This window comes from Streptacidiphilus sp. MAP5-3 (assembly GCF_041262505.1).
In the GTDB taxonomy this organism is placed as follows: Bacteria; Actinomycetota; Actinomycetes; order Streptomycetales; family Streptomycetaceae; genus Streptacidiphilus.
This window is the reverse complement of sequence record NZ_JBGCCL010000026.1, coordinates 19,154-41,278: the sequence shown is the minus strand read 5'-3', so window position 1 is coordinate 41,278 and position 22,125 is coordinate 19,154. Positions and strand designations below refer to the sequence as shown.

Annotated in this window: 21 protein-coding genes and 1 riboswitch; of the genes, 11 read left to right on the top strand and 10 right to left on the bottom strand. The window is 72.3% G+C overall.

From position 1 onward, the window contains the following. Nucleotides 1–4 precede the first annotated feature (4 nt). The 6 genes from cobJ to ABH928_RS28635 all read right to left on the bottom strand — a co-directional run bounded on the left by cobJ (nt 5) and on the right by ABH928_RS28635 (nt 7,529). Nucleotides 5–1,741 (bottom strand): precorrin-3B C(17)-methyltransferase, encoded by a 1,737-nt coding sequence (cobJ, locus tag ABH928_RS28660; RefSeq protein ID WP_370071521.1) that lies wholly within the window; start codon nt 1,739–1,741, stop codon nt 5–7. Then, nucleotides 1,738–3,045, bottom strand: coding sequence for a precorrin-6y C5,15-methyltransferase (decarboxylating) subunit CbiE (cbiE, locus tag ABH928_RS28655; RefSeq protein ID WP_370071520.1), 1,308 nt, complete (start codon nt 3,043–3,045; stop codon nt 1,738–1,740). Before cbiE ends, cobJ begins: the two co-directional genes overlap by 4 nt. Further along, nucleotides 3,042–3,908 carry a precorrin-4 C(11)-methyltransferase gene (gene cobM / locus ABH928_RS28650; protein ID WP_370071519.1) on the bottom strand — a complete coding sequence of 289 codons (867 nt, stop codon included), beginning with the start codon at nt 3,906–3,908 and terminating at the stop codon, nt 3,042–3,044. Before cobM ends, cbiE begins: the two co-directional genes overlap by 4 nt. Next, nucleotides 3,905–4,672: a precorrin-2 C(20)-methyltransferase gene (cobI, locus tag ABH928_RS28645; protein WP_370071518.1), complete on the bottom strand. Its 768-nt coding sequence runs from the start codon at nt 4,670–4,672 to the stop codon at nt 3,905–3,907. The genes cobM and cobI overlap by 4 nt, the downstream gene beginning before the upstream one ends. 29 nt (nt 4,673–4,701) lie before the next feature. Beyond that, nucleotides 4,702–4,826, bottom strand: a riboswitch (cobalamin riboswitch). Nucleotides 4,827–4,932: 106 nt separating this feature from the next. Continuing rightward, nucleotides 4,933–6,156: an FAD-dependent oxidoreductase gene (locus ABH928_RS28640; RefSeq protein ID WP_370071517.1), complete on the bottom strand. Its 1,224-nt coding sequence runs from the start codon at nt 6,154–6,156 to the stop codon at nt 4,933–4,935. 128 nt (nt 6,157–6,284) lie between these two features. Next, entirely contained in the window at nt 6,285–7,529 is a 1,245-nt protein-coding gene (locus ABH928_RS28635) for an ATP-grasp domain-containing protein (RefSeq protein ID WP_370071516.1), read from the bottom strand. 546 nt (nt 7,530–8,075) lie between these two features. On the opposite strand from ABH928_RS28635, the gene ABH928_RS28630 reads away from it, so the two are divergent. The 7 genes from ABH928_RS28630 to ABH928_RS28600 are packed head-to-tail and all read left to right on the top strand — an operon-like array spanning nt 8,076 to nt 15,649. Continuing rightward, a complete protein-coding gene (locus tag ABH928_RS28630) occupies nt 8,076–8,864 on the top strand; it encodes a glycosyltransferase family 2 protein (protein WP_370071515.1) in 789 nt (262 codons plus the stop codon). Continuing rightward, a complete protein-coding gene (locus ABH928_RS28625) occupies nt 8,857–9,786 on the top strand; it encodes a hypothetical protein (protein WP_370071514.1) in 930 nt (309 codons plus the stop codon). The genes ABH928_RS28630 and ABH928_RS28625 overlap by 8 nt, the downstream gene beginning before the upstream one ends. Then, nucleotides 9,783–10,277 (top strand): hypothetical protein, encoded by a 495-nt coding sequence (locus ABH928_RS28620; protein ID WP_370071513.1) that lies wholly within the window; start codon nt 9,783–9,785, stop codon nt 10,275–10,277. Before ABH928_RS28625 ends, ABH928_RS28620 begins: the two co-directional genes overlap by 4 nt. Next, nucleotides 10,274–11,323 carry a glycosyltransferase family 2 protein gene (locus ABH928_RS28615; protein ID WP_370071512.1) on the top strand — a complete coding sequence of 350 codons (1,050 nt, stop codon included), beginning with the start codon at nt 10,274–10,276 and terminating at the stop codon, nt 11,321–11,323. Before ABH928_RS28620 ends, ABH928_RS28615 begins: the two co-directional genes overlap by 4 nt. After that, nucleotides 11,320–12,168, top strand: coding sequence for a polysaccharide deacetylase family protein (locus tag ABH928_RS28610; protein ID WP_370071511.1), 849 nt, complete (start codon nt 11,320–11,322; stop codon nt 12,166–12,168). The genes ABH928_RS28615 and ABH928_RS28610 overlap by 4 nt, the downstream gene beginning before the upstream one ends. Continuing rightward, on the top strand, nt 12,165–13,577 hold the full coding sequence (locus ABH928_RS28605; protein WP_370071510.1) for a lipopolysaccharide biosynthesis protein: 1,413 nt from the start codon (nt 12,165–12,167) through the stop codon (nt 13,575–13,577). Before ABH928_RS28610 ends, ABH928_RS28605 begins: the two co-directional genes overlap by 4 nt. After that, nucleotides 13,574–15,649, top strand: a complete 2,076-nt coding sequence (locus ABH928_RS28600; protein ID WP_370071509.1) for a hypothetical protein — start codon at nt 13,574–13,576, stop codon at nt 15,647–15,649. Before ABH928_RS28605 ends, ABH928_RS28600 begins: the two co-directional genes overlap by 4 nt. A gap of 15 nt (nt 15,650–15,664) precedes the next feature. Here ABH928_RS28600 and ABH928_RS28595 read toward each other — a convergent pair whose 3' ends face one another. Further along, nucleotides 15,665–16,957 (bottom strand): xylan 1,4-beta-xylosidase, encoded by a 1,293-nt coding sequence (locus tag ABH928_RS28595; RefSeq protein WP_370071508.1) that lies wholly within the window; start codon nt 16,955–16,957, stop codon nt 15,665–15,667. Nucleotides 16,958–17,054: 97 nt separating this feature from the next. After that, entirely contained in the window at nt 17,055–17,468 is a 414-nt protein-coding gene (locus tag ABH928_RS28590; RefSeq protein ID WP_370071507.1) for a YchJ family protein, read from the bottom strand. A 136-nt stretch (nt 17,469–17,604) separates the two neighbouring features. Between ABH928_RS28590 and ABH928_RS28585 the strand changes: the two genes are divergently transcribed. From ABH928_RS28585 to ABH928_RS28570, 4 genes are all read left to right on the top strand, one after another. Further along, the gene (locus ABH928_RS28585; protein ID WP_370071506.1) at nt 17,605–17,799 is read left to right on the top strand and encodes a hypothetical protein; all 195 of its coding nucleotides are present in this window, start codon (nt 17,605–17,607) and stop codon (nt 17,797–17,799) included. Beyond that, complete coding sequence (locus ABH928_RS28580) at nt 17,783–18,295, top strand: DUF6879 family protein (RefSeq protein WP_370071505.1); 513 nt, start codon at nt 17,783–17,785, stop codon at nt 18,293–18,295. Before ABH928_RS28585 ends, ABH928_RS28580 begins: the two co-directional genes overlap by 17 nt. After that, nucleotides 18,292–19,143: a helix-turn-helix domain-containing protein gene (locus ABH928_RS28575; RefSeq protein WP_370071504.1), complete on the top strand. Its 852-nt coding sequence runs from the start codon at nt 18,292–18,294 to the stop codon at nt 19,141–19,143. The genes ABH928_RS28580 and ABH928_RS28575 overlap by 4 nt, the downstream gene beginning before the upstream one ends. Before the next feature lie 335 nt (nt 19,144–19,478). Beyond that, nucleotides 19,479–19,859, top strand: coding sequence for a DUF397 domain-containing protein (locus tag ABH928_RS28570; RefSeq protein ID WP_370071503.1), 381 nt, complete (start codon nt 19,479–19,481; stop codon nt 19,857–19,859). A gap of 278 nt (nt 19,860–20,137) precedes the next feature. On the opposite strand, the gene ABH928_RS28565 is transcribed toward ABH928_RS28570, so the two are convergent. Both ABH928_RS28565 and cobO read right to left on the bottom strand, forming a co-directional pair. After that, nucleotides 20,138–21,535, bottom strand: a complete 1,398-nt coding sequence (locus ABH928_RS28565; RefSeq protein ID WP_370071502.1) for a cobyrinate a,c-diamide synthase — start codon at nt 21,533–21,535, stop codon at nt 20,138–20,140. Next, on the bottom strand, nt 21,529–22,125 hold the full coding sequence (cobO, locus tag ABH928_RS28560) for a cob(I)yrinic acid a,c-diamide adenosyltransferase (protein WP_370071501.1): 597 nt from the start codon (nt 22,123–22,125) through the stop codon (nt 21,529–21,531). Before cobO ends, ABH928_RS28565 begins: the two co-directional genes overlap by 7 nt.

The following is a 22,125-nucleotide window of genomic DNA, read 5'->3' as shown; positions in this document are numbered from 1 at the left end:
ACGCTCACCCCTGCCACCGGTAGCCGCGCGGGGTGACGAACCGTCCGGCGATCTGCCGGGAGGCGGTGTTGCCGACCGTGACCACGGTGAACATGTCGACGTCCGCCGGGTCCAGCGCCGCCAGGGTGGTGACGGAGTGCCACTCGTCGGGACGGGAAACGGATCGGGCGATGCCGACCGGCGTCGTGGCCGCCTCACGGTGCTCACTGAGAATCGCCAGCGCCTTGGGCAACTGCCAGTCCCGGGCGCGGCTGCGCGGGTTGTAGAAGGTGACGACCAGGTCCGCCTCGGCCGCTGCGCGGACCCGGCGCTCGATGACCTCCCACGGCGTGTGCAGGTCGGAGAGGCTGATCGAGACGTGGTCGTGGCCCAGTGGCGCGCCCAGCAGTGCGGCGGCGGCCAGCGCGGCGGTCACGCCGGGCACGCCGACCACGTCGATGTCGTCGCCCGCCTCGGCCAGCGCCGGGGAGGCCATGGCGTAGACGCCCGCGTCGCCGCTGCCGATCAGCGCCACGGCCAGGCCCTGCTGGGCCAGGCGGACGGCGCTGCGGGCGCGCTCCTCCTCCGCGCCGAGGCCGGTGGCCTCGATCCGCACGCCGGGGCGGAGCAGGTCGCGGATCTGGTCGACGTACTGGTCCAGGCCGACGATCACCGAGGCGCGCCGCAGTTCGGCGCGGGCCCGGTCGGTGACCAGGTCGCGGGCACCGGGGCCGAGGCCCACGATCGCCAGCCGACCACGGACGGGCTTGCGGGCGACCGCGACCGTCGCCATCGCGGCCCGGCCCTCCGGCGCGGACTTCCGCTTGGGGACCAGGAGTTCGTCCGCCCCCGCCGCGATCAGCGCCGCCGCCTCGGCCACGCTCGGCGTGCCCACGGCCCTCAGCGGTGCGGTCGACGGGTTCGGCACGTCGACGGCCGCGAGCGCGTCGGCCTCGAAGATCTCGACCGGGACGCCGAACTCCTGAGCAGCCGTCAGCAGTCCTGGCTCGTCGGCCTTTGCGGTGACGGTGGCCAGGCAGGCGATCGAGCGCTCGCTGAGCCCGGCCTCCGCGAGCGTCTCGCGGATCAGCGTCAGGATCTCCTCGGCGGGTGCGTCCTTGCTGGCGCCGACGCCCACGACCAGGCTCGGCGTGTGCAGCTGGACGGTCGCGGAAGCGGCACCGTCGGCCGGGAGTTCGTCGCCGACCACGATGGCCGGGGCGCTCGCGGGCGCGTCGGCCGAGACCTCTGCCGAGACGTTGGCCGGGAAGGCGGGCAGCGGGTGGCGCTCCGCCCCGACCAGGCGGACCGGCTCGCCGTCCAGCAGCGCGCGGCTGACGGCGGCGACGTCGCCGGTGACCGGCAGGCCGAGCGTGTCCAGGCCCGCCAGACCGGTGGCGTCGGTCGCCGTGGTGACCACGGGCTGGGCGTCCAGCGCGTCGGCGACCCGGGCCGCGAGCGCGTTCGCGCCGCCCTCGTGGCCGCCGATCAGCGCGACGGCGAAGCGGCGGGCCTCGTCGACGCAGACCACGCCGGGGTCGGTGTGCTTGTCCGAGCCCTCGGCCGCGAGCAGCGGTGCGAGCAGGCGGACGGTCGCCCCGGTGGCGAGGAAGCAGACCAGTTGCTCGCACTCGCCGAACGCGGTGCGCAGTGCCTCGCCGACGGGCGCGTCGTAGACCCGGCAGGTGTCGGGCCCCAGGGCGTCGGCGAGTTGGACGGCGGCCCGGCGGCCTGCGGCGGTGGCGGCGATCAGGCCGATCACGACGGTGCTCCTGTGGGGTTGGCGGTGGACGGTTCGGTCAGGGGAGGGCGTCGGCCCCAGAGGACGAAGACGGGGTTGGTCGCCGCGAGCCGGACCGAGTCGCCGGGCAGCGGCGCTAGCCGGTTGGCCTGCAACTGCACGCCGTCGCAGCGGAATCCGGCGTCGAGCAGGGCGCGGCGGGCCTCGGGCACCCGGTCCAGTGCGGCCAGGGTGACCACGACGGTCCGCCGGGCCCGTGTGCAGGCGGCGGCGACGATCGCCGGCAGGTCGGCCCCACCGCCACCGACGAAGACGGCGTCCGGCTCGGGCAGGTCCGCGAGCGCGGCGGGCGCGCTGCCGTGGACCACCGCGACCGCGTGGTCGACGCCGTGCGCACGGGCGTTGGCGCGGACGCGCTGCACGCCGTCCGCGTCGCGCTCGACCGCGACGACGGCCGCGCCGAGACGGGCGCACTCGACGGTGACCGAGCCGCTGCCCGCGCCGATGTCCCAGACCAGCTCACCGAGCCGCGGGCCCAGCCGGGCCAGCGCGAAGGCGCGGACCTCCGCCTTGGTCAGCATCGCGTCGCGGTGCTCGAACGCGTCCTCCGCCAGCGCCCAACCACCGTGCGGCGGACCGGAGTACCCGGCCACGCTGCGCATCGCGGGACCTACGGGCGTTGTGTCGGCCAGGCAGAGCACGAGGTTGACGGTGGGCCAGTCGCGGGACGCGGCCTCGGCCGGGGTGACCGTCACCAGGCTCTCGTCCGGCCCGCCGAGATCGGCGGCGACGACCATCCGACGCTGCCAGCCGTCTGCTGGTCCGGACGAGGGGATCGCGGCGAGCGCCGCACCCAGCTCGGCCGGGCCCGCGCCCGGGGCGGTGAGCACGGCGACCTTGCGCTGTGCACGGCAGACGGCGAAGGCCGGGTGCGGATCGCGTCCGTGCGCGCTGACCACGATGGCGTCGTCCCACGGCACACCGAGGCGCGCGAAGGCGCGCGCGACGCTGCTCACGCCGGGGTGCACGTTGAGCGCGCCCGGCCCGAAGCGCTCGGCGAGCGCCCGGACGATGCCGAAGAAGCCGGGGTCGCCGGAGGCCAGCACCAGGACATCGGCGTCCGGGGCGCGTTCGACCAGCGCGGCGACGGCGTCGAGCGCGGGCGCGAGCGGCCCGAGGGGGAGCGCCCGATCAGCCGGTACCTGCGCCGCGTCTAGGTGCCGCCGCGCGCCGAGGACGAGCGCGGCACGCGCCAAAAGTGCCTGGTGCGGGCCGTTCGAAAGCGGGGCGGAGGAGCCGTGCTCCTCGCCGAGAACGGTGATCACGGCAGATCAGCGACGCGGTCGACGGTGACGTCGACCTCGACGTTCGCCCCGGCCGCGCGCAGCGTCCGGCGCGCGCCGCGCTCCGCCTTCCGGAAGGTGTGGAAGTGCCCCGGGTGGTAGAGGTGCGAACGGGTGCCCTCGGCGCCGAGCGCCGGGCCGACCAGGAACAGCGTGTGCTTCCAGAGCTTGTGCTCCTTGACCGTCGCCTCCAGCGTGGCGACGGTGCACTGCAGCAGCAACTCCTCGGGCCAGGTGGCCTGGTAGGCCACCACGACCGGGGTCTTTGGGGCGTAGCCGCCTTCGACGAGCTCCTCGACCAGCTGCTTGGTGCGGGCGGCGGAGAGGAAGATCGCCATGGTGGTCCCGTGGCGCGCGAACTCGCGGACCTCCTCGCCCGGCGGCATCGGCGTCTTGCCGCCGCCCAGCCGGGTCAGGATCACGCTCTGCGCGACCTCGGGGATGGTCAACTCCCGCTGCGCCAGGGCCGCCACGGCGGAGAAGGAGGAGACGCCGGGCACGATCTCGGTCTCCAGGCCCAGCGCGCGGCAGCGGTCCAGCTGCTCCTGCACCGCGCCCCAGAGCGACGGGTCGCCGGAGTGGATCCGGGCCACCCGGCCGCCCTCGCGGGCGGTGCGCTCGTAGACGGCGAGCACGTCCTCCATCGGGATCAGCGAGGAGTCGAGGATCTCGGCGTCCGGACGCGCGTGCTCCAGCACCTCGGCCTGGACCAGGCTGGCGGCCCAGATCACCACGTCCGCCTCGGCGATGGCGCGCGCGGCGCGGAAGGTGAGCAGGTCGGCGGCGCCGGGACCGGCGCCCACGAACGTCACCTTGCCAGTGCTTCCGTTTGCGTGCGTCGTCACAGCTTTCCCCCTCGGCCCTCGCGCCGCGCCGGGGCGATCAGCGTCGACAGATACGGCACTTCTCCGGTCAGCGGCGAGCCGGCCGGGTGCAGTTGCTCGTCCGGCAGGCCGAGCGACGCACCCCAGACGGTGTCGGCGTCGCGCCCGGACTCGGCCAGCGCGGCGGCGACCTGACGCGCGAAGCGGCCGAACTTGTAGGCGACCACGGTGCCCGGACCGGCCAGCGCGTCCTTCAGCACGTCCGCGCCCGCGGTCACCGGAACCAGCGTCAGCGGCTCGGTGCCCTCGGCCAACACGGTGCCGCTCCGGGCGGCGAGGTCCTGCATGGCGGTGATGCCCGGCACGGTCTCGACCGTCAGGCCGGGGACCAGCTCGCGCAGCGTGTGGGCGAGGTAGGTGAAGGTGGAGTACACGTTCGGGTCACCGATCGTCGCGAACGCGACGGTCACCCCGGTGTCCTCGTCCCCGTCCTCGCCTGCGCGGAGCAACTCGGCGACGCGGGCACCGGCGGCGTCCCAGGCGGCCTCGCGGCGGGCCCGGTCCTCGCGCTCGTTGAGGGCGAAGACGACCCGCACCACCTTGGCGGCGTCCGCGTGGTGCAGCACGGTGGCCTCGGCCCGACCGGTCTCGCCGCTGTCCATGACCGGCACGACGACGACGTCGGCTTCGCGCAGTACGCGCACCGCCTTGACGGTGACCAGCTCCGGATCACCCGGTCCCATACCCACGCCGACCAGGCGTGGGCCAGACGCGCGTACGCGCACGGCAGCAGTCCTCACTCGGGGTCCGCGCCCCGGCTCGTGGTAACGGCGGCCAGAGTTCCTGGCTCACGGGGCTTCATACCCCCGCTGACAGTGGCGGGACCGCGCCGGATTCGCACCGGACTTCCTCGTCATTGCCGCCGTGTTCAGTTCTTCAGGTCTTTTCAGGCCTCGAAATCCCACCATGCTGCGCGTATGGCAGTCAACCGGACCTGCTGTGGCCTGGCCCACGCTGGGATCGAGCCCCTGACGCTGTCCCGGAACTACGCCAACCGCGCCCGCACCGCCTCCGCGATCCGCGTCGAGGCGAAGTCCGTACCGCAGACGAAGCGCATGAACGGGCCGAAGCTCGCCGCCGCCGGGAGCCCGGTGAACCAGAGGCCGGGCACCGACGCGGCCATCCCGGCGTCCAGTTCGGGGAAGCCGCCGACCCGGGCGATCCGGCCGCGCAGCTCGGGGGCGAGGAAGGGGACGGCGGACAGGTCCACCCGGTAGCCGGTGGCGGACAGCACGTGGTCGGCGGTGTGCTCGCGGGTCGCGCGGCTGTCGCGGTCCTCCGTGATCAGCACCACCTTGTCGCCCTCGCGCCGGATGCCGCGCAGCGACTGGCCGGTGTGGACGGGGAAGACGCCGTCCGCGCGGGCCCGCAGCCACCAGGCCCCGCTCGGCCCGAGCACCCTCTTGACCAGCTGCAGCCGCGCCTGCACGGGCAGGGCGCGGAAGGACTGCGGGTACCGGGCCATGGTCCAGAGCGACCAGGCCGCGCCCATCGGGGACTCCGGCTGCCACCTGAGGCCGTACGCGGGTGCCGCGCCGAACCGCACGTGCGGCGTGCGGGCCACCAACTCGACCTGCGCACCTGCCTCGTGGAGCAGGGCGGCACCCTCCAGCGCCGACTGTCCGGCGCCGACCACGATGACGGACCGTCCGGCAAGCGCGGCCATGTCGCGGTGCTGCGAGGTGTGCGAGAGGGGGCCGTCCGGCGACGGGCCGTCGGCCCCCAGGACGGTCCGCAGCATGCCCGGGATGTGTGCGAAGCCGGTCAGTCCGCTGGCGACCACGACCGCCGCCGCGTCGAAGGCCTCCCCTCCGTCAAGCTCCAGCCGGAAGCCACCACCGATGTTCTGACGGACGCTCCGTACGTGCTCGCGCTCGAGGAAGGGCACGGCCTGCTGCTGGAACCACTGCCCGTAGCGGACGAAGAGGTCGACCGGGACCCGGTCGTGTCCGCTCGGGGCCGTCCCCCCGTTGGTCCGGCAGTAGTCGTCGAGACGGTACCCGGCCGTCGGCGCGGAGATGTTGGAGGCGTCGGGAGTGGACTTGAGGTTCATCCCGACCGGCATGGTGTCGCGCCAGCTGTACATCGGGTCGCCGAAGGCGCGCACCGCAAGACCGGTCGCGCGCAGGTGGGCGGCGACCGACAGCCCGTAGGGACCTGCGCCGATCACTGCGACGGTCCGGGAACTACCGGAGGAGAACTGGGACATGGAGCTGCTCCTTTTCGGTGCACGGCTTTTGGACGGACGGCTGCTGCGCGGTTGGCTCGGCGCGATCGGCTCGGGGCGTGCCACGACAGCCGCACCGCCACGGGCGTGTCGGGTCGTGTCGGGTCGGTTCAGCGCTGTCGGAAGCGCCGCGCCCGGCTGGCGGCCAGGTACTTGAGGCCGGGCGCCACTGAACGGGCCAGCATCGCCGGGAAGGGCAGCGGGTCGTCGGGCGCCCACCACCCCAGTTCTCGCTCGGTCCACCGGGCGCGCGGCGGCAGGGAGGGAGTGCGGTAGTCGGAGCGGCGGTAGGCGAGCCGGGCCAGCAGGTCGATGTTCTCCACCACGATCCGGCGGCCCTGGATCTGTTCCGCGCGGGGAATCTCCCGTCCGGTCAGGTGGAGATGGAGTGCCCGGACGAGATCCACCCGTGCCTCCGTCTCGAAAAGCCGGAACTGTGCTCCGATGCGGGGATTGAAATCCAGGAGTTTGTACCGTCCGTCGCGCCGGTCGAACCGCCAGTCGAGATCGCAGACGCCGGCGAATCCGATCTCCTTGCAGAAATCCGCGGACAACTGTGCGAGTTCTTCATTGGGCGTGGTGACCGCCATCGCCGTCATTCCCGCGTGCGGCGGCCAGGAGCGCGCTTTCACGGCGGTGAACAGAACACGGGCATCCTCGGCGGTGCTGGTGTGCATGTGTACGATCCAGTCCTCCGCGTCGGCCCGCGGCAGGTACTCCTGCAGCACGACGCCAGGCTGTTCACCCCAACGCTCGGCGAGGGCGAGCAGCGCGTCCACGTCGTCGATCCGTGTGGTGCCGGGGACCGCCGGACGCGAGCGCCGGGTGAACGGGTCGCGGTTCTTGGCCACCAGCGGGAAGACCGCTGTCTCGGCGAACGCGAGCAGGTCGGCCCGGGTCTCCGGGAACGCCGCGCGGGCCGTGCTGACGCCGTGGCGCAGGCACAGGTCGTGCAGCCCCTGCTTGCTGGCGAGCGCGGCGACCAGGCCGTCCGGCGTGCGCGGGAACAGGAACCGGTCGGCGAGGTCCCGCTGCCGCTCGGCGACCAGGACCGCGGCCTCCTCGTCCGTCGGGATCAGCAGCGCGGGGCGTCCGATCCGCTCCCCGACGCGCAACAGGCCGGCCAGGAGCCGGTCCGGCGGCTCGGTCCCGGTGGTGCGCCAGACGTGTGCGCGGCGCGTGTACCGGGAGACGGCGGCCGGGGTGAGCCGGTCCTCCGTGACCGCGTGCACTGGTACGCCGAGCCGGCCGAGCGAGCGGATCGCGCCAACTCCACCGTGATGCAGCGGATAATGACCGAATTTCAGCACGAGCGCGGGCGTGCGGGTATCCGGCGCCAAAGGCCGATGTGCCACAAGTCCCCCCCGGGATACGGCGGCGACGCCATTTCTGGCGCTGACCGAATCGCAAGGTACCCCGCAGCTCGACTGGTCCACAAGGGACTTCGGACGACCTGTGGGGGCGCACAACGGCGCACGCGACGAAGCGGTCTGCTTCTTGTGACGGACGAGTGCGGATGTGACGCGTGAGCAACGATCGAATGCATGACGCATTGTTCTGTTCCGCTCAGGTCACGAAAGTTATGCGCGGGTGAGCATCGATTGTCGCGTATCGCTATCGCGGAGCCTTCGGCCCGGATACCTTGCTTGAGGCGGCGTGGGGGAGCCGCTTCACCGGGCCCAGGGGGAATGGCCCTTCTTTTTCGCGCACCGTCACGACGCCGTGCTGCGTCGTGAGGGGGGACCTGTGGGGGGACCGAGGTGCAACCCATCGACATTGCAAGCGAAACGGCCGGAACTGTCCGTGCTTCAGCGCGGACGCCGGTCGGGGAATCCGCCAGGGACGCCGCGAAGGACATCGCGGGCCTCCGGGCCGGCCGCAGCCGCGGCTCGGTCAGCCTGGTGGTCCCGGCACGAAACGAGGCAGCCAACATCAGCTGGGTGCTCGGGCGGATCCCCGACTGCGTCGACGAGGTGATCCTCGTCGACGGCGAGTCCAGCGACGACACCGCCGGACGGGCGCTCGCCATCCTGCCGTCGCTGCGGGTGGTGCCGCAGTCGGGTCCGGGCAAGGGCAACGCGCTGCGTACCGGATTCCTCAACGCCAAGGGCGACTTCATCGTCATGATCGACGCCGACGGCTCCATGTCGCCGCGCGAGATCCCGCGCTACGTGCACTTCCTGGAGCACGGCTACGACGTGGTCAAGGGATCCCGGTTCACCGGGGGCGGCGGTTCGCTCGACATCACCGCGCTGCGCCGGTGCGGCAACCGGGCGCTGCTGGCCCTCACCAACCTGCTGTACCAGGCCTCGCTGACGGACCTCTGCTACGGCTTCGTCGGCTTCCGGCGTGAGGCTCTGGAGAGGCTGGACCTGCGCTCCTCCGGCTTCGAGATCGAGACGGAGATGGTCTGCCGCGCCCTGCTCGAAGGGCTGCGGGTGGCCGAGGTGCCGACGCTCGAACTCCCGCGCCGCACCGGGCAGTCCAACCTGCGGACGTTCCGCGACGGCCACCGGGTGCTGCGCACGCTGCTGCGTGAGCGCACGGCCGGCACCGGCCGGGCCGGAGCCGTCCGCGCGGTGCAGCGTGCCGAAACGGATCTGCAGCCGGTTTCCGAGGCCACGCCGGTGACCTCCGCGGTGACTTCCGCGGTGGCCGCCCCCGTCGCGCCGGGGGCGGGTCATGCCTGACCGCTGGCCGGGTGCCGACGGCACCGCGTCGGCGCTGGCCCGTAGCGTCGTTCAGGCCGCCGAACGCGCCGACGCCGAGGCGGCGTTCGTCGCCGCCTCGGCGCTCGCACAGTTGACGGCCGATCGGCTCCAGGGCGCACCGCGTCTCCTGCCGGTGCCAGCGCGAGCCGCGTTGCCGGTGCGGGCGGGCGTCCGTGCCGTGCGCTTCGGCCACGAGCGGCTGGCCCGGGGAGCTGTGCTGCTGCGCGGACGTCTTGGACTGGAGCAGTGGCACGTGACCATCAGGGACCTGGCCAACGTGCTGGCCGAGGCGGTCCTGGTCGAGCCGGAGCAGGAGCGGGAGGCGGCGCTGGCCGGGCTGAAGGGCGCGCTGGAGCCACTGCGCGCCGGGGTGCCGAGCGCCGCCTTGCGCTGGCTGCGCGGTCTGCGCGCCGAACCGCCGCGCTGGCTCGCCCCCTCGGCGGAGGCCGGGAGCGGAGGCGGTCTGCGTCCGGCCGACTGCGCCGCGCTGGCCGGACGCTTCGCCCAGCAGCACCCCGACCGCGACCGGGTGCTGCTGGTCCTCGGCGTCCGTCCGGAGGGCTCCTACCTGGCCCCCCTGATAGCCGCCGCGCTGACCGACCTCGACTTCCGGCACGTCGTCTGCCGCACCGTCCGCCCCGAGGGACCGCTGTTGCCCGAGGAGCCGCAGCTCGCGGAGAGCGTGCGGCGGATCGGCGGCGTCGCGCTGCTCTGTGACGGGCCGCCGCACACCGGCGCGGCACTGGGTCGGGTCGCGGCCCGGCTGGTGGCCTGCGGCTTTGCCACGGAACGGGTGCTGCCGGTCTATCCGGCCGCGTCCCGGTCGGACGCCGCGCCGCCGATCACCGCGCTGCGGCCGTATCCGTCCGTGGTGCTCTCCGCCGAGGAGTGGCAGCGGTGACGGACAACCACACGCAACCCGACCGGACGCGTCCCGACCGCCCGCGACCTGACCGCGCGCAATCAGAGATCGGGCGGCACGCGGCACGCGCGCTGGCCGTGGCCGTGTGGGCCCTGCTGGGGTTGGCGGCGACGGCCACGGTGCTCTCCTCGATCGGTCTGCACGCCCAGCCCGTCGCGGCGTTGACGCTGCTCCTTCTGCTGGCCGGTCCCGGCTCAGCGCTGGCCTGGGCACTGCCGGGACAGGAACTGCCGCTGCGCCTGCTGATCGGCGTCTTCGGCGGGCTGGCCGCCGACGCCGTGATCGCCCAGGCGATGCTGACGCTGCGGCTCTGGTCGCCGTCCGGGGGAGCACTGGCCGCGCTGGCACTGACCCTCGTCCTGCTCGCGCTGAGGCCTCTCGGCGCGCTGGGCACCCGCCGGGGGAGCGCGCAACCGACCGCGCGTCCGTCGGCCCGCACGACCGATCCCAGGGGGAGCGCCGCACCATGACGGCATCCGACGAAGCCGGAATTCTCGATCCACGCACATCGATTGACGCACCGGTTGACGCACCGCTGGGCGCACCGACTCGCGAACGCGCCGTCGTCACCGCCTCGGTGGTGATCTGTGTCTACACCGAGCAACGCTGGCCGCAGCTCTGCGCGGCGATCGACTCGGCGTGCGCGCAGCAGCCCGTGCCACCGGTGGACGTCCTGGTGGTGGTGGACCACAACGAGGCGTTGCTGGCCCGCCTGCGGGCCAGGCACCAGGACGATCCGCTGGTCCGGGTCCTGCCCAACGCCCACGGCAAGGGGCTCTCCGGCGGCCGCAACACCGGGGCCGAGGCGGCCCTTGGCGAGGTGGTGGCCTTTCTGGACGACGACGCCTCCGCCGAGCCGGACTGGCTGTCCGTACTGACCACCGGATATGACGATCAGTCAGTGATGGGCGTCGGCGGCCGCACCCTGCCCGTCTGGGCCTCAGGACGCCGACCCGGCTGGTATCCGGAGGAGTTCGACTGGGTGCACGGCGCGAGCTACCGCGGCATGCCGGTCGGTCGGGCACGGGTGCGCAACGTCCTCGGCGGCAACGCCTCGTTCCGCCGCTCGGCCTTCGCCGTGACCGGCGGGTTCCCGTCCGGGATCGGGCGCGGCGCCGGCACCACGGGCGCAGCGGCGGGCGGCGGCGAGGAGACGGAGCTCTGCATCCGGATCCAGCAGGCCCGCCCGGACGCCTCCTTCCGATACGACGACCGGGCCGTGATCCACCATCATGTCCCGTCCGAACGCGAGCGGTTCCGCTATCTGTGCCGCCGGTGCTGGGCGGAGGGCCTGTCCAAGGCCCAGGTCACCGCGCAGGTCGGTGCGACCGACGGGCTCGCGACCGAGCGCGCCTACGTGCGGCGGGTGCTGCCCGCAGGCATCGCCAGGGGCCTGCGGGATGTACTGCGCGGGCAGCCGGACGGCCTCGGGCGCGCCGGCGCGATCACCGCCGGACTGCTGATCACGGCCTGCGGCTACGCCGCCGGGCTGCGCGCGAGGAGGCACGCGTCGTGAACCACCCGAACCGGTCCGAGCTGTCGGACCCCGCGAGACCGGCGCAGGAGCGTGTGCCTGTGCTGATGTACCACTCGGTCCGCGCCGACCCGCCCGCCGGGACGGCCGCACTCTCCGTCCACCCCGACGCCTTCGCCGCCCAGTTGGACGCGCTCGCCGAACTCGGCCTGACGCCGGTCCCCTTCAGTGCGCTGCTCGCCCGATGGCGCGGCGGCGCGCCGCTGCCGGACCGGCCGGTGGTGCTGACCTTCGACGACGGATACGCGGACTTCCACAGCGAGGTGCTGCCGAGGCTGGTGCACCGCGGGCTCCCGGCGACGCTCTTCGCCACCACCGGTTGGCTCGCCGACGCCGGACGCGACCGGGCCGGCGTGCGGCCGGACGACACCTTGACGTGGTCGCAGCTGGCCGAGATCGAGTCGGCCGGGATCGAGGTCGGCGGCCACAGCCACAGCCACGCCGCGCTCGACGCCGTCGACCGCGCGACCATGCGCGACGAACTGGTCCGCTGCCGCGACCTGTTGGAGGACCGGCTGGGCCGTCCGGAGCGCGTCTTCGGCTACCCGTTCGGCTACTCGGACGCGTGCGTCCGCGCGGCCGTCCGCGCAGCCGGATGGACGGGCGCGAGCGTGGTGGCCAACACGCTCGCGTGCCGCTCGCAAGGCCCTTATCAGCTCACCCGATTGACGATCCGTCGGAGAACGACCGACACGGCCTTCCGGCAGTTGGTGCAGGGGTGCTCGGTGACCCTCCACTTCCTGGGCGACCACGCCCTGACCAAGGGCTACGCCGTGGTCCGCCGCACCCGCACGCTCGCGCGGACCCGGGGGCGGAGCCTGCGGTGACTGCGACCTCCCCGCACGACGCGGTCACGCAGCCCGAACCCGAGCCCGAGCCCCGGCCCGATCGGCGGCCGGACCCGGAGCCGGCACGCTCCGACGCGCGTGCACCGCTGTTCCGCAACGGCTACGCGCTGATGGTGAACACCGTCATCTCCGGTGGCCTGGGCCTCGTCTACTGGTGGCTGGCCGCCGTCTACTACAGCAAGGCCGACATGGGGCAGGGCTCGGCGGCGATCGCCGCCATGAAGTTCCTGTCCAGCCTCACCGCGCTCGGGTTCACCGGCGCCCTGGCCCGCTTCGTCCCGGTCGCCGGCCGTGCCACCGGACGGCTGCTGCGCCGCGCGTACGGGGTCAACGCGCTGGCCTCATCGGCGATCACGGTGGTCTTCCTGGCCGCGCTGCCGCTCTGGGGCTCCCACTACGCCTTCCTCAGCGGCTGGCAGCGGTCCGCCGGGTTCCTGCTGGCGGTGCTCGCCTGGTCCTGGCTGACGTTGCAGGACGGCGTGCTGATCGGACTGCGGTCCGCCGTCTGGGTGCCGGTCGGGAACCTGTCCTTCTCGGTGGGCAAGGCGGTACTGCTGGTCCTGCTGGCCGGGGCGATCCCGGCCACCGGCGTCTTCGTCTCCTGGGTCGCCGCGATCGCGCTCTCCGTGCTGCCGCTCGGCTGGTTGATCCTACGGCGACTGATTCCACGTCAAGTCGCGGCTGCCGACGGCGACCTGCTGCCGCCGACGGAGAGGCAGATCGGCCGGTTCCTGGCCGGTGACTACACCGGCTCGGTCTTCAACCTGGTCGTCACCTACTTCGTCCCGGTCCTGGTCGCGGCCAAGGTCAGCTCCGACCAGAACGCCGTCTACTACATCATCAACACCATCGGCGGCACGCTGGACCTGCTCGCGGTGAACATGGCCGCCTCCCTGACCGTCGAGTCCTCGCGTCAGCCGTCCCAGCTCGGTGCCAACACCCGCGGCGCGCTGGCCCGGATGGCCTGCGTCACGCTGCCCTGCTTCGCCCTGCTCGGGCTGCTGGCGGGCCCGATCCTCGACGTCTTCGGGTCCGGCTACGCCGCCGCGGGCGCGCCGCTGCTGCGCTGGCTGGCGGCGGCGGGCTTCCTCCGGGTGCTGATCGAACTCTACTTCGGGACGCTGCGGGCCCGCAGCCGCACCCGTGAGGTCGCACTGTTCCAGGGGCTGCTCTGCACCCTGGTGCTCAGCCTCTCGCTGCTGCTGATGCCGCGGATGGGCATCGCGGGTGTCGGCCTGGCCGTGCTGATCAGCCAGGGCGCCGTCGCAATCTGCGCACTGCCCGGCCTGCTCCGCGTGCTGCGCGACAGGCCGGGTGTCGGAGCTCAGGCCGCAACGCATGTCGTACCGCAAGCCGCAACGGAGGCCGCAACGGAGGACGCCACGTGACCGCACCGCCCGTCGTCCTTGACGACCCGACCGGAGCGACGCCGCGACCCGAGCCCGGGGGGTCGCGGCGCTCGCGTCCGGCCACGGCCGTGCTCTGGACCACATCGGCCCTGGCCCTCGGCGTCTTCTTGGCGTCGATGGCCACCGTCACCGGCGCCGCGCTCGACCGGATGGACGGCCTGGGCCTGGTCTCCGCGCTGCCCCCGGCCGCCCTGGCGTCGGCGTGCGGGCTCGGCGTGCTCTACTTCCTCGGCCTCAACGCAGCCGTGGCCCGTCCCCGGCTGCAGCTCTTCCTGCTGCTGGCCACGGTGCTGGCGCTGCACGGCGCGGCGGCGCTGGTGGAGCCGCTGCCGCGGTTCCCGACGGCCTGGCAGCACCTCGGCTTCGTGGACTACATCGAGCGGACCGGTCACACCCTCCCGCTCTGGGACGCGCGGTTCAGCTGGCCCGGCTTCTTCGGGTTGGCCGCGCTGCTGTTCCGCTCCGGCGGGATCGGCAACCCGCTGCCGGTGCTGCAGTGGAGCCAGGTCGGCTCGCAACTGCTGTGCCTGACGGCGCTAGCCGTGGTGCTGCGGGCTCTCGACCTGCCGCGGCGGACACGGTGGTGCGCGCTCTGGTTCTTCTCGGTCGGCTCCTGGATCGGCCAGGACTACTTCTCGCCGCAGGCCTACACCTACGCGCTCTACCTGTGCTTCCTGGCCGTCCTGTTGACCGTCTTCCGGGGGCGCTCGGGAAGCGAACGGAGTGTCTGCGGCAGATCGGGCCTCGAACGCGGGCTGCTGCTGGGCCTGTTGCTGCTGCTCTTCACCGCGGCGCTGGTCTCGCACCAGCTCACGCCGTTCGTGATGATCGCCGCCGTCGGACTGCTGCGGCTGCTGAGGCGGACCACGCTCAGCCTCTGGTTCGCCGTGCTGCTGGGCGCGTTGGCGCTGGCGTGGATCAGCCTGGCGGCGGAGGGCTTCTGGTCGGGCCACCTGGACACCATCTTCGGCGGGCTCGGACACCTCGGCTCCAACGTCAGCAGCGGCGTTGCCGGACGGGTCAAGGGCGATCCGGCCCACCAGGCGGTGCTGGAGCTGCGGGTGCTGCTCAGCGCCGCCTGGTTCGGGCTGGGGGTGCTGGGCTGGTGGCGCAGGCGTCGCGCGGGCTACGCCCCGGACAGTGCCGACCGGGGCGACCGGGTGCTGCTGGTGCTCGCCTTCATGCCGTTCTTCACCCTCGGCATGCAGAGTTACGGCGGCGAGATCGCACTGCGGGTCTTCCTCTTCGCGCTGCCGGGCGTGGCTCCGCTCGCGGCCTGCTTCTTCTACCCGCGCGAGCATCCGGGACGCGAGCGGCCGGGGCGGAGCATCTCCGTGCTGGTCACGGCCTGGGCGGCGATCGCGGTGGCCGCCTTCGGCATCGCCCGGTACGGCAACGAGCCGTTCGAGCGGGTGACGCCGGGCGAGGTGGCCGCCCTCGGCTGGGTCTACCAGCACGCCACGCCGAGCGCCCGCGTGCTCTACCTTGGCCCCGTCGGCGCCCCGACGACCACGCCGGACATTCCGTGGAACCAGCGCGGCATGGACACCATCGACTACGTCGGCACGACCGCGCCGTCCGACCCGGCCGACGTCGGGTCGTTCGAGACCGCGCTGCGCAGCGCCGGGCCGCAGAGCTACCTCATCGTGACGCAGACCGAGGGCGCGGATCTCGCCGCCAACGACGGCTATGCGCCCGACTGGTACGCCCGCGCCCGCGCCGCTCTGGACGCGGATCCGCACCTGGTCGCGGTCGTGCGGGCTCCGGACGCCGCCCTCTACCGCCTCTCGGCGCCCCCACCGGGCAAGGCCGCCACCGACATCGGGATCGGCCCCATCGGCCCGGTGGTTCACTGGTCGGGCTGGACGCTGACGGAGGCGGTGCTGCTGGCCGTACTGGTGCCGTTCCTGCTCCGGCGGGAGGTGGTCGCGCTGCGGGCGGGCGCGAGCCGGATGACGCGGGGCCGGGGCTGGGCCTTCGCTCTCAGCGCGGGCCTGCTGGTGGCGGGTTTCCTGACCGCCGTCGTCGAGCGATTTCTGACGGTGCGTTAGTTTGCGGGGTCGTTCTCAGCGGGAGAACCAGAGGACCTGGTAGGGCCCCAAGGTCCGCGTCCGGCCGTTCAGCACGACGCTGACCGGCCGGTCGGCGGTGTTCACGGCGACGCCCTCGGCGGGCTGCGCCAGGGCCAGGACGTCCGGGCCGCCGGTGGTGAGCGGGACCGCCCGCGTGCCCGGCGGGAACCAACGGGCGAAGCCCTGGAGCAGCGTCAGCGGCGGCAGCGCCTGACCCGACTGGTCCCAGAGGCAGCCGGGACAGGGACCGGTGGGCGTTTCCGGGTTCCAGTAGAAGGCAGCCGCCACACCGCCCTGGGCCAGCGCCATCATCCCGGCGGCGAGGACCGCGTCGCGGTGCGGCTCGGTCCAGCCGGAGTCCGGCGGCTCGACGTACCACTCCGACCACCACACGGGCAGCGGCGTCAGCGAGTGGATCCAGCGGGTGACGGCGCTGAACTTCGCCGTCGCCGCGAACGCGTCCACCCCCGAGCCGCCGTCCTTGGGCAGGGAGGAACCGTCGACGACGACGAAGTCCGCCCCGGCCTCGTGCGCGAGCCAGTACCGGAACGCGTCCACCGCCCGCTGGTCGACCGTCCCCCACGGGCCGGAGACCGTCGAGGGACGGGCGGTCGTCCCGGTCGGGTAGCTGTCGACAGGCAGGTAGGGGCCGCCGACCAGGATGTCCGGCCGGACCGCCTTGAGCGCGCGGTAGACGTCGTTGTAGAGGGCCGTGTAGGAGGCCGCGTCCCACGCGTCGGCGGTGTTGTCGAAGAAGCCCTTGAACTCGTTCCACACCAGGAAGTCGTGGACCTGCGGGTAGCGGCGGGCCACGGTCGCGGCCAGTGCGGCGAAGTCGGCGAAGTGGGCGGGGGACGGGGCGGTCTCCAACTGGTTCCAGTCGGTCCGACCCGGTTGGCCGCCCTTCATCCAGTCGGGTGCGCAGCACAACGTGATGACCGGCCGCCCGCCGCTGCCGGTGATCAGCGCGATCCGGGCGTCCAGGCGGCTGAAGTCGTACACGCCGGGGGAGGGCTCGGGGTTGTCCGCGCCCCAGCCCATCAGCGCCTGGTCCTGCGCCAGCGGCACGGCGCCCACCTCCCGCCGCACGGCGGCCGCGGCGGACGCGTCGCTGTCGTCGGCGCTGTACTGGGTATGGGTGAAGCCCCAACCCGGCGTCAGATCGGAGGTGTCGGGCGGCCAGGCCGGGTGGCCCCCGCCGGTGCCGGAGTTCAGCAGGGCGACCAGGCAGCCCAGCGTCAGCGCCACGGCCAGCACAGCGGCCCAGTGGCGCGGACGCGGCCGCATCGCCCCCCGGCACGGTCCGAGTAGACCCCCCACGTGACCCATGAAAGCACGTCAGGACCGGTGATCGGGGGCGCTTGGGCGGGTGTACAGGAGACGTTCAGTCGCGGATGTCGCCGTCCACGTAGACCCACGCGCCGCCCTCGCGCCGGAACCGGCTCTTCTCGTGCATCGAGCCGGCGGCGCGGCCCTCGCGGTAGTGGGCGCGGAACTCGACCGTCCCCTCGGAGTGGAACGGCCCGCCCTCTGTCGTGCCCAGGATCTCCAGCCGCTCCCACCGCAGTCCCGGATCGAAGTCGACCCGTCCGGGCCGCGTCTCCGCCGCCCAACTGCGCAGCAGGTACGCGGCGTCCTGCTTCGCGAAGGCGGCGAAGCGCGACCGCATCAACTGCTCGGCCGTGGCCGCCTGCGCGCTGCCCGCATGCAGCGGGCCACAGCACTCGGCGTACGGGCGGGGCCCACCACAGGGGCAGGCGGAGAACGACTTCCGGGACTTGCTGCTCATGCGGGCCATTCTCCCGCGTTCCGGGCCCCATTCCGCACAGAGCCGGAGTAGCGCGGGTCTATGCGGGAACGTGAATGGGCCTTGCTGGGGTGGGCGGCGTGTCCGTAGCGTCCTATGCACGTCACCGCATAACGGAGGAGGCACCGTGCAGCTTGTGAGGATCGCCGGCGGAGACCCGGAGTGCTGTAACGACGACTGCCCGACCATCTATACGACGGATGAGCCCGGCATGATCGCGGTGCAGGGCGACATCGTGGAGCACAGGACCCCGGAGGGTGAGGCTGTCGTCAGCATCCCCGAGAGCGTGCTCAGGGAGGCGGTCCGTGCACTTGGCTGGTGACGCCTGGAGGACGTACTTCGATGCGTTCGAGCGGGAGGCGTTCCGGCTGGAAACGCGGAACGCGTACGCGATGCCGGACGAAGACGAAGAGTTCATGGCGTTTCTGGAGACAGGTGGACTGCACATCCCGGACGACGACCCGTGGCTCACCCGGATTCGGGCTTTTCGGGCGTCCGGCCGGTGGATCGGCCGCGTGCATGTCCTCACTCGGCCCTTGACGGACTACCTCCGCTACGAGTTCGCGGCCTACGTGCACAACGTGGCCGCCGGCGAAGAAGTCCGGATTCTCGATCTCACCGACCAGCCGAACCCTGGCCTACCTGATCAGGACTTCTGGTTGTTCGATGACCAGAACGTGGTAGAGATGCGTTACCGGTCGGACGGATCGCAGATCAGCCGGGATCTGCTCGACGGACCCGACCTTGATCAGTACCGGAAGTGGCGGGACCTTGCCCTCTCGCTGTCGGTTCCGTTCATGGAGTACAGCGCAGATTGACCCTCGACCCCAGCAAGGCCGGAGAGCAACGCCGGGACCTGGCCGCAGCGCTCAGGGATCTTCGACGTGCCTCCGGCCTTTCTGGTGAACGGTTGGCTGTCCGTTGCGGCATGAGTCAGTCCAAGGTGTCCCGATTGGAGAACGGGCGCACTCTGCCGACCGTGGTGGACGTTCAACAGATCCTCAATGCCCTGGGCGTAGACGACGAGTTGGGCCGAGAACTGTTGGCCCTCGCCCGAGTTGCGAACGCCGAGTACGAGGACGTGCGGTCCTCGGTACGCAGAGGGCTGGACGTACGGCAGCGTGAGTTGGCGTCTCTCGAGGCTGGGGCGCAGCACATCCGTTATTTCCTCCCAGCGATGATCACGGGACTTCTCCAGACCCCGGACTACATGCGCACGGCGATGAGTCCACCGATCGATCCGGTGGACGGCGACGTGAACACGGCAGTCGCCCTCAAGTTGCAACGCCAAGCCGTTCTCCTCAACGGCTCGAAGCGGTTCGACTTTCTCCTGACCGAATCTGCTGTCCGGTGGCGGCTGTGTGATCCCTTGGTCATGGCGATGCAACTGGACCGGCTGCTCTCCGTCTCTCTGCTGCCCAATGTGAACGTTGCCGTGCTGCCCTTGTCCGCTCAGGTAGCGGATGCTCCGTTCCACACGTTCACCGTCTACGGGGCGAAGCTGGTGACAGTGGAACTGTTCACGGGCCGACTGGCTCTGAGGGACCCGAAGGATGTCGAGCACTACCGGGAGCTGTTCGACTTCTTCGCCGGCGAGGCTGCGCAGGAGGACGATGCGCGGACCTTGCTGCGAGCGTGGTCCGAGGACTTTCGGCGGGACCGCTGAATGCTTCTATGCAGGCGCTTGAATGATCATGGATTCTCGCAGTCGCAGCCCCCTACCGTCGTGACGAAACCACGAATCGGTGCACCTGGGGTGACGGATGAGCGCGTCTGTGTGGGCTCTGCAAGCGGAAGGGAATCCGGGCAGCTCCGCCCGTTGCGAAGAGTGCAGCCGGCTGCGGCAGGCTCGCCTGTCGGCGGCGGTCCTGCGGGACATCGCATGGATGAGGCGTGCGGCCGAGGAGCAACGTCGACACCGCACATCAGCTCACGGGCTGGTCTTCATCGCAGACTGCGAGCACTCCAGGTCGCCGATCGACGACACAGAGGAGACAGATCATGATGGGCACACTGACGAACAGCAGGACAACGATCCCGTGGAACAACCCCAACGCGCCGGAGGGTGTGCGCTGGATCAAGGCGTACGACACCGACCTTGACCCCATCGTCAAGGACTCCGTCATCGTCACGGAGCTACCCGACGCTGACGGCAAGCGCATGGTCGGCGTCTCGGACGACAAGGACGAGAAGGCCCCCGTGCTGGCCTTCTCGCGAGTTGAGTTCACCATCTTCGTAGAGGGCGTGCGGTCCGGCCAGTTCGACCAGTTCCGTGCCACGGACGAGGAGATGACGACGGCTGGGAAGGCCCCTACGCGTGTCGGCTCCGGACGGCTTGCGCCCAGGGCCGGCAGATCTCGTGTGGGCCGACCCGGAGGGTAGCGTCATACGTCTGTGCGGCACGCGTCTGCCCGGAGAGGACCCGGCCGGGTTCATCATTCGTGAGCACGACCCGTACCCCGAACACGTCACGCAATCCCCAACGGGATTGCGTGCCAGTGCCAGGTCGGTCCAGCAGTGGGTCTCCCTGTTCGTTGACTGACACGCAGATCTACGTCGGGTCGAGTTAGGGAGTTCGCGCTTGTCGGCACCAGCCCCGGCCGGCCGTCTCCCGCGACGGATGGCCGGGGTAACTGTCTTATGCGCCGCTCTGCGCGCGGCTAGCCCTGGCGCTGCTCCGCGTACCGCGCGGCGTTGGTCACCAGCCGGGCCGCGAGGCTCGGCGCGGCCGTCCAGTGGAGGTGCAGATAGGACGCGTGGAGGGTCGGGGTGGCGAAGCCCTCGGTCGTCAGCCTGCCCTCGAAGGTGCGCCAGCCCCACGCCGCAGTGGGGCCTGCGCCCGGGGTGGTGACGGTGCGGTGGAACTCGTGGCCCGGGACGCGGAGGCCGGCCGGGGCGAGGGGGCTGTCGGTCAGGGCGACGGCCTCGCGGTAGCCGAGGGTCAGTCGCGGTGACATCGCCGCGTCCGCGTCGAGCACCCCGCACATCGGGCGGTCGTCCAGCGTGCGGCAGAGGTAGAGCAGACCGGCGCACTCCGCCGCGATCGGCGCGCCGGACGCGGCGAGCGCCGTGATCGCCTCCCGCAGCGGACGGTTGGCGGACAGCTCCGCCGCGTGGACCTCAGGGAAGCCGCCGCCGACGACCAGCGCGGACGTGCCCTCGGGCAGCTTCTCGTCGTGCAGCGGGTCGAACGTCACCACGTCCGCCCCCGCCGCCGTCAGCAGCTCCGCGTTCTCCGCGTAGGAGAACGAGAACGCGGGACCGCCCGCGAGTGCGACGACCGGACGTTGCCCGGTGGGGAGGGAATGACCGAGCGCGGCGATCTCCTCGTCCGCGTCCCATGCCGACGCCCGCAACTCCGGCGCGCTGCGCGCCAGTGCCAGCACCGCGTCGAGGTCGACGCCCGCCGCGACCAACTCGCCCATCTCCCGGACCGCGCGCAACGCGTCCGCGTCGCGCTCCACGGCCGGGATCAGGCCCAGATGGCGGCTCGGTGTGGCGACCGCGTCGCTGCGCCGGAGTGCGCCCAGCACCGGAACGCCGCCGCCCTCCTCCAGCGCCTCGCGCAGCATCGCCTCGTGCCGGTCGGAGCCGACCCGGTTGAGGATCACCCCGCCGATCCGCACCTCCGGGTCCCACGACGCGAAGCCGTGCACCAGCGCCGCCACCGAGCGGCTCTGCGAGGACGCGTCCACGACCAGCACCACCGGTGCCCGCAGCAGCTTGGCGACGTGCGCGGTCGACGCGAGTTCACCGCGGCCCGCCGCGCCGTCGTAGAGGCCCATCACGCCTTCCACGACGGCGATGTCGCTACCGGAAGCGCCGTGCAGCAGAAGCGGTGCCACGCGGTCCGGCCCGCTCAGGAACGCGTCCAGGTTGCGGCCCGGACGCCCCGTCGCCAAGGCGTGGTACCCCGGATCGATGTAGTCCGGGCCGACCTTGTGCGGCGAGACCCGCAGGCCGCGCGCGGTCAGCGCGGCCATCAGGCCGGTGGCCACCGTCGTCTTGCCCGTGCCCGAGGCGGGCGCGGCCAGGACGACGCGCGGGACCGCTACCACTCGATGCCCCGCTGGCCCTTGCGGCCGGCGTCCATCGGGTGCTTGACCTTGGTCATCTCGGTCACCAGGTCCGCCGCCGCGACCAGCTTCTCGGGCGCGTACCGGCCGGTGATGACGACATGCTGCGAGCCGGGCCGCGCGGCCAGCACGTCCAGCACCTCGTCCACGTCGATCCAACCCCAGTGCATCGGGTAGGTGAACTCGTCCAGCACGTAGAAGCGGTAGGTCTCGGCGGTCAGGTCGCGCTTGACCTGCTCCCAGCCCTCGCGCGCCGCGTCCTCGCTCTCGGCGATCTCGCGCTGCACCCAGGACCAGCCCTCGCCCATCTTGTGCCAGGCGACCGTGCCGCCCTCGTCGCTCGCGCCGAGGACCTTGAGCGCGTGCTCCTCGCCGACCTTCCACTTGGCCGACTTGACGAACTGGAACACCCCGATCGGCCAGCCCTGGTTCCAGGCGCGCAGCGCCATCCCGAACGCGGCCGTGGACTTGCCCTTGCCGGGGCCGGTGTGGACGGCCAGCACGGGCAGGGTGCGGCGCTGACGGGTCGTCAGACCGTCGTCGGGAACACTGGTCGGCTGTCCCTGCGGCAT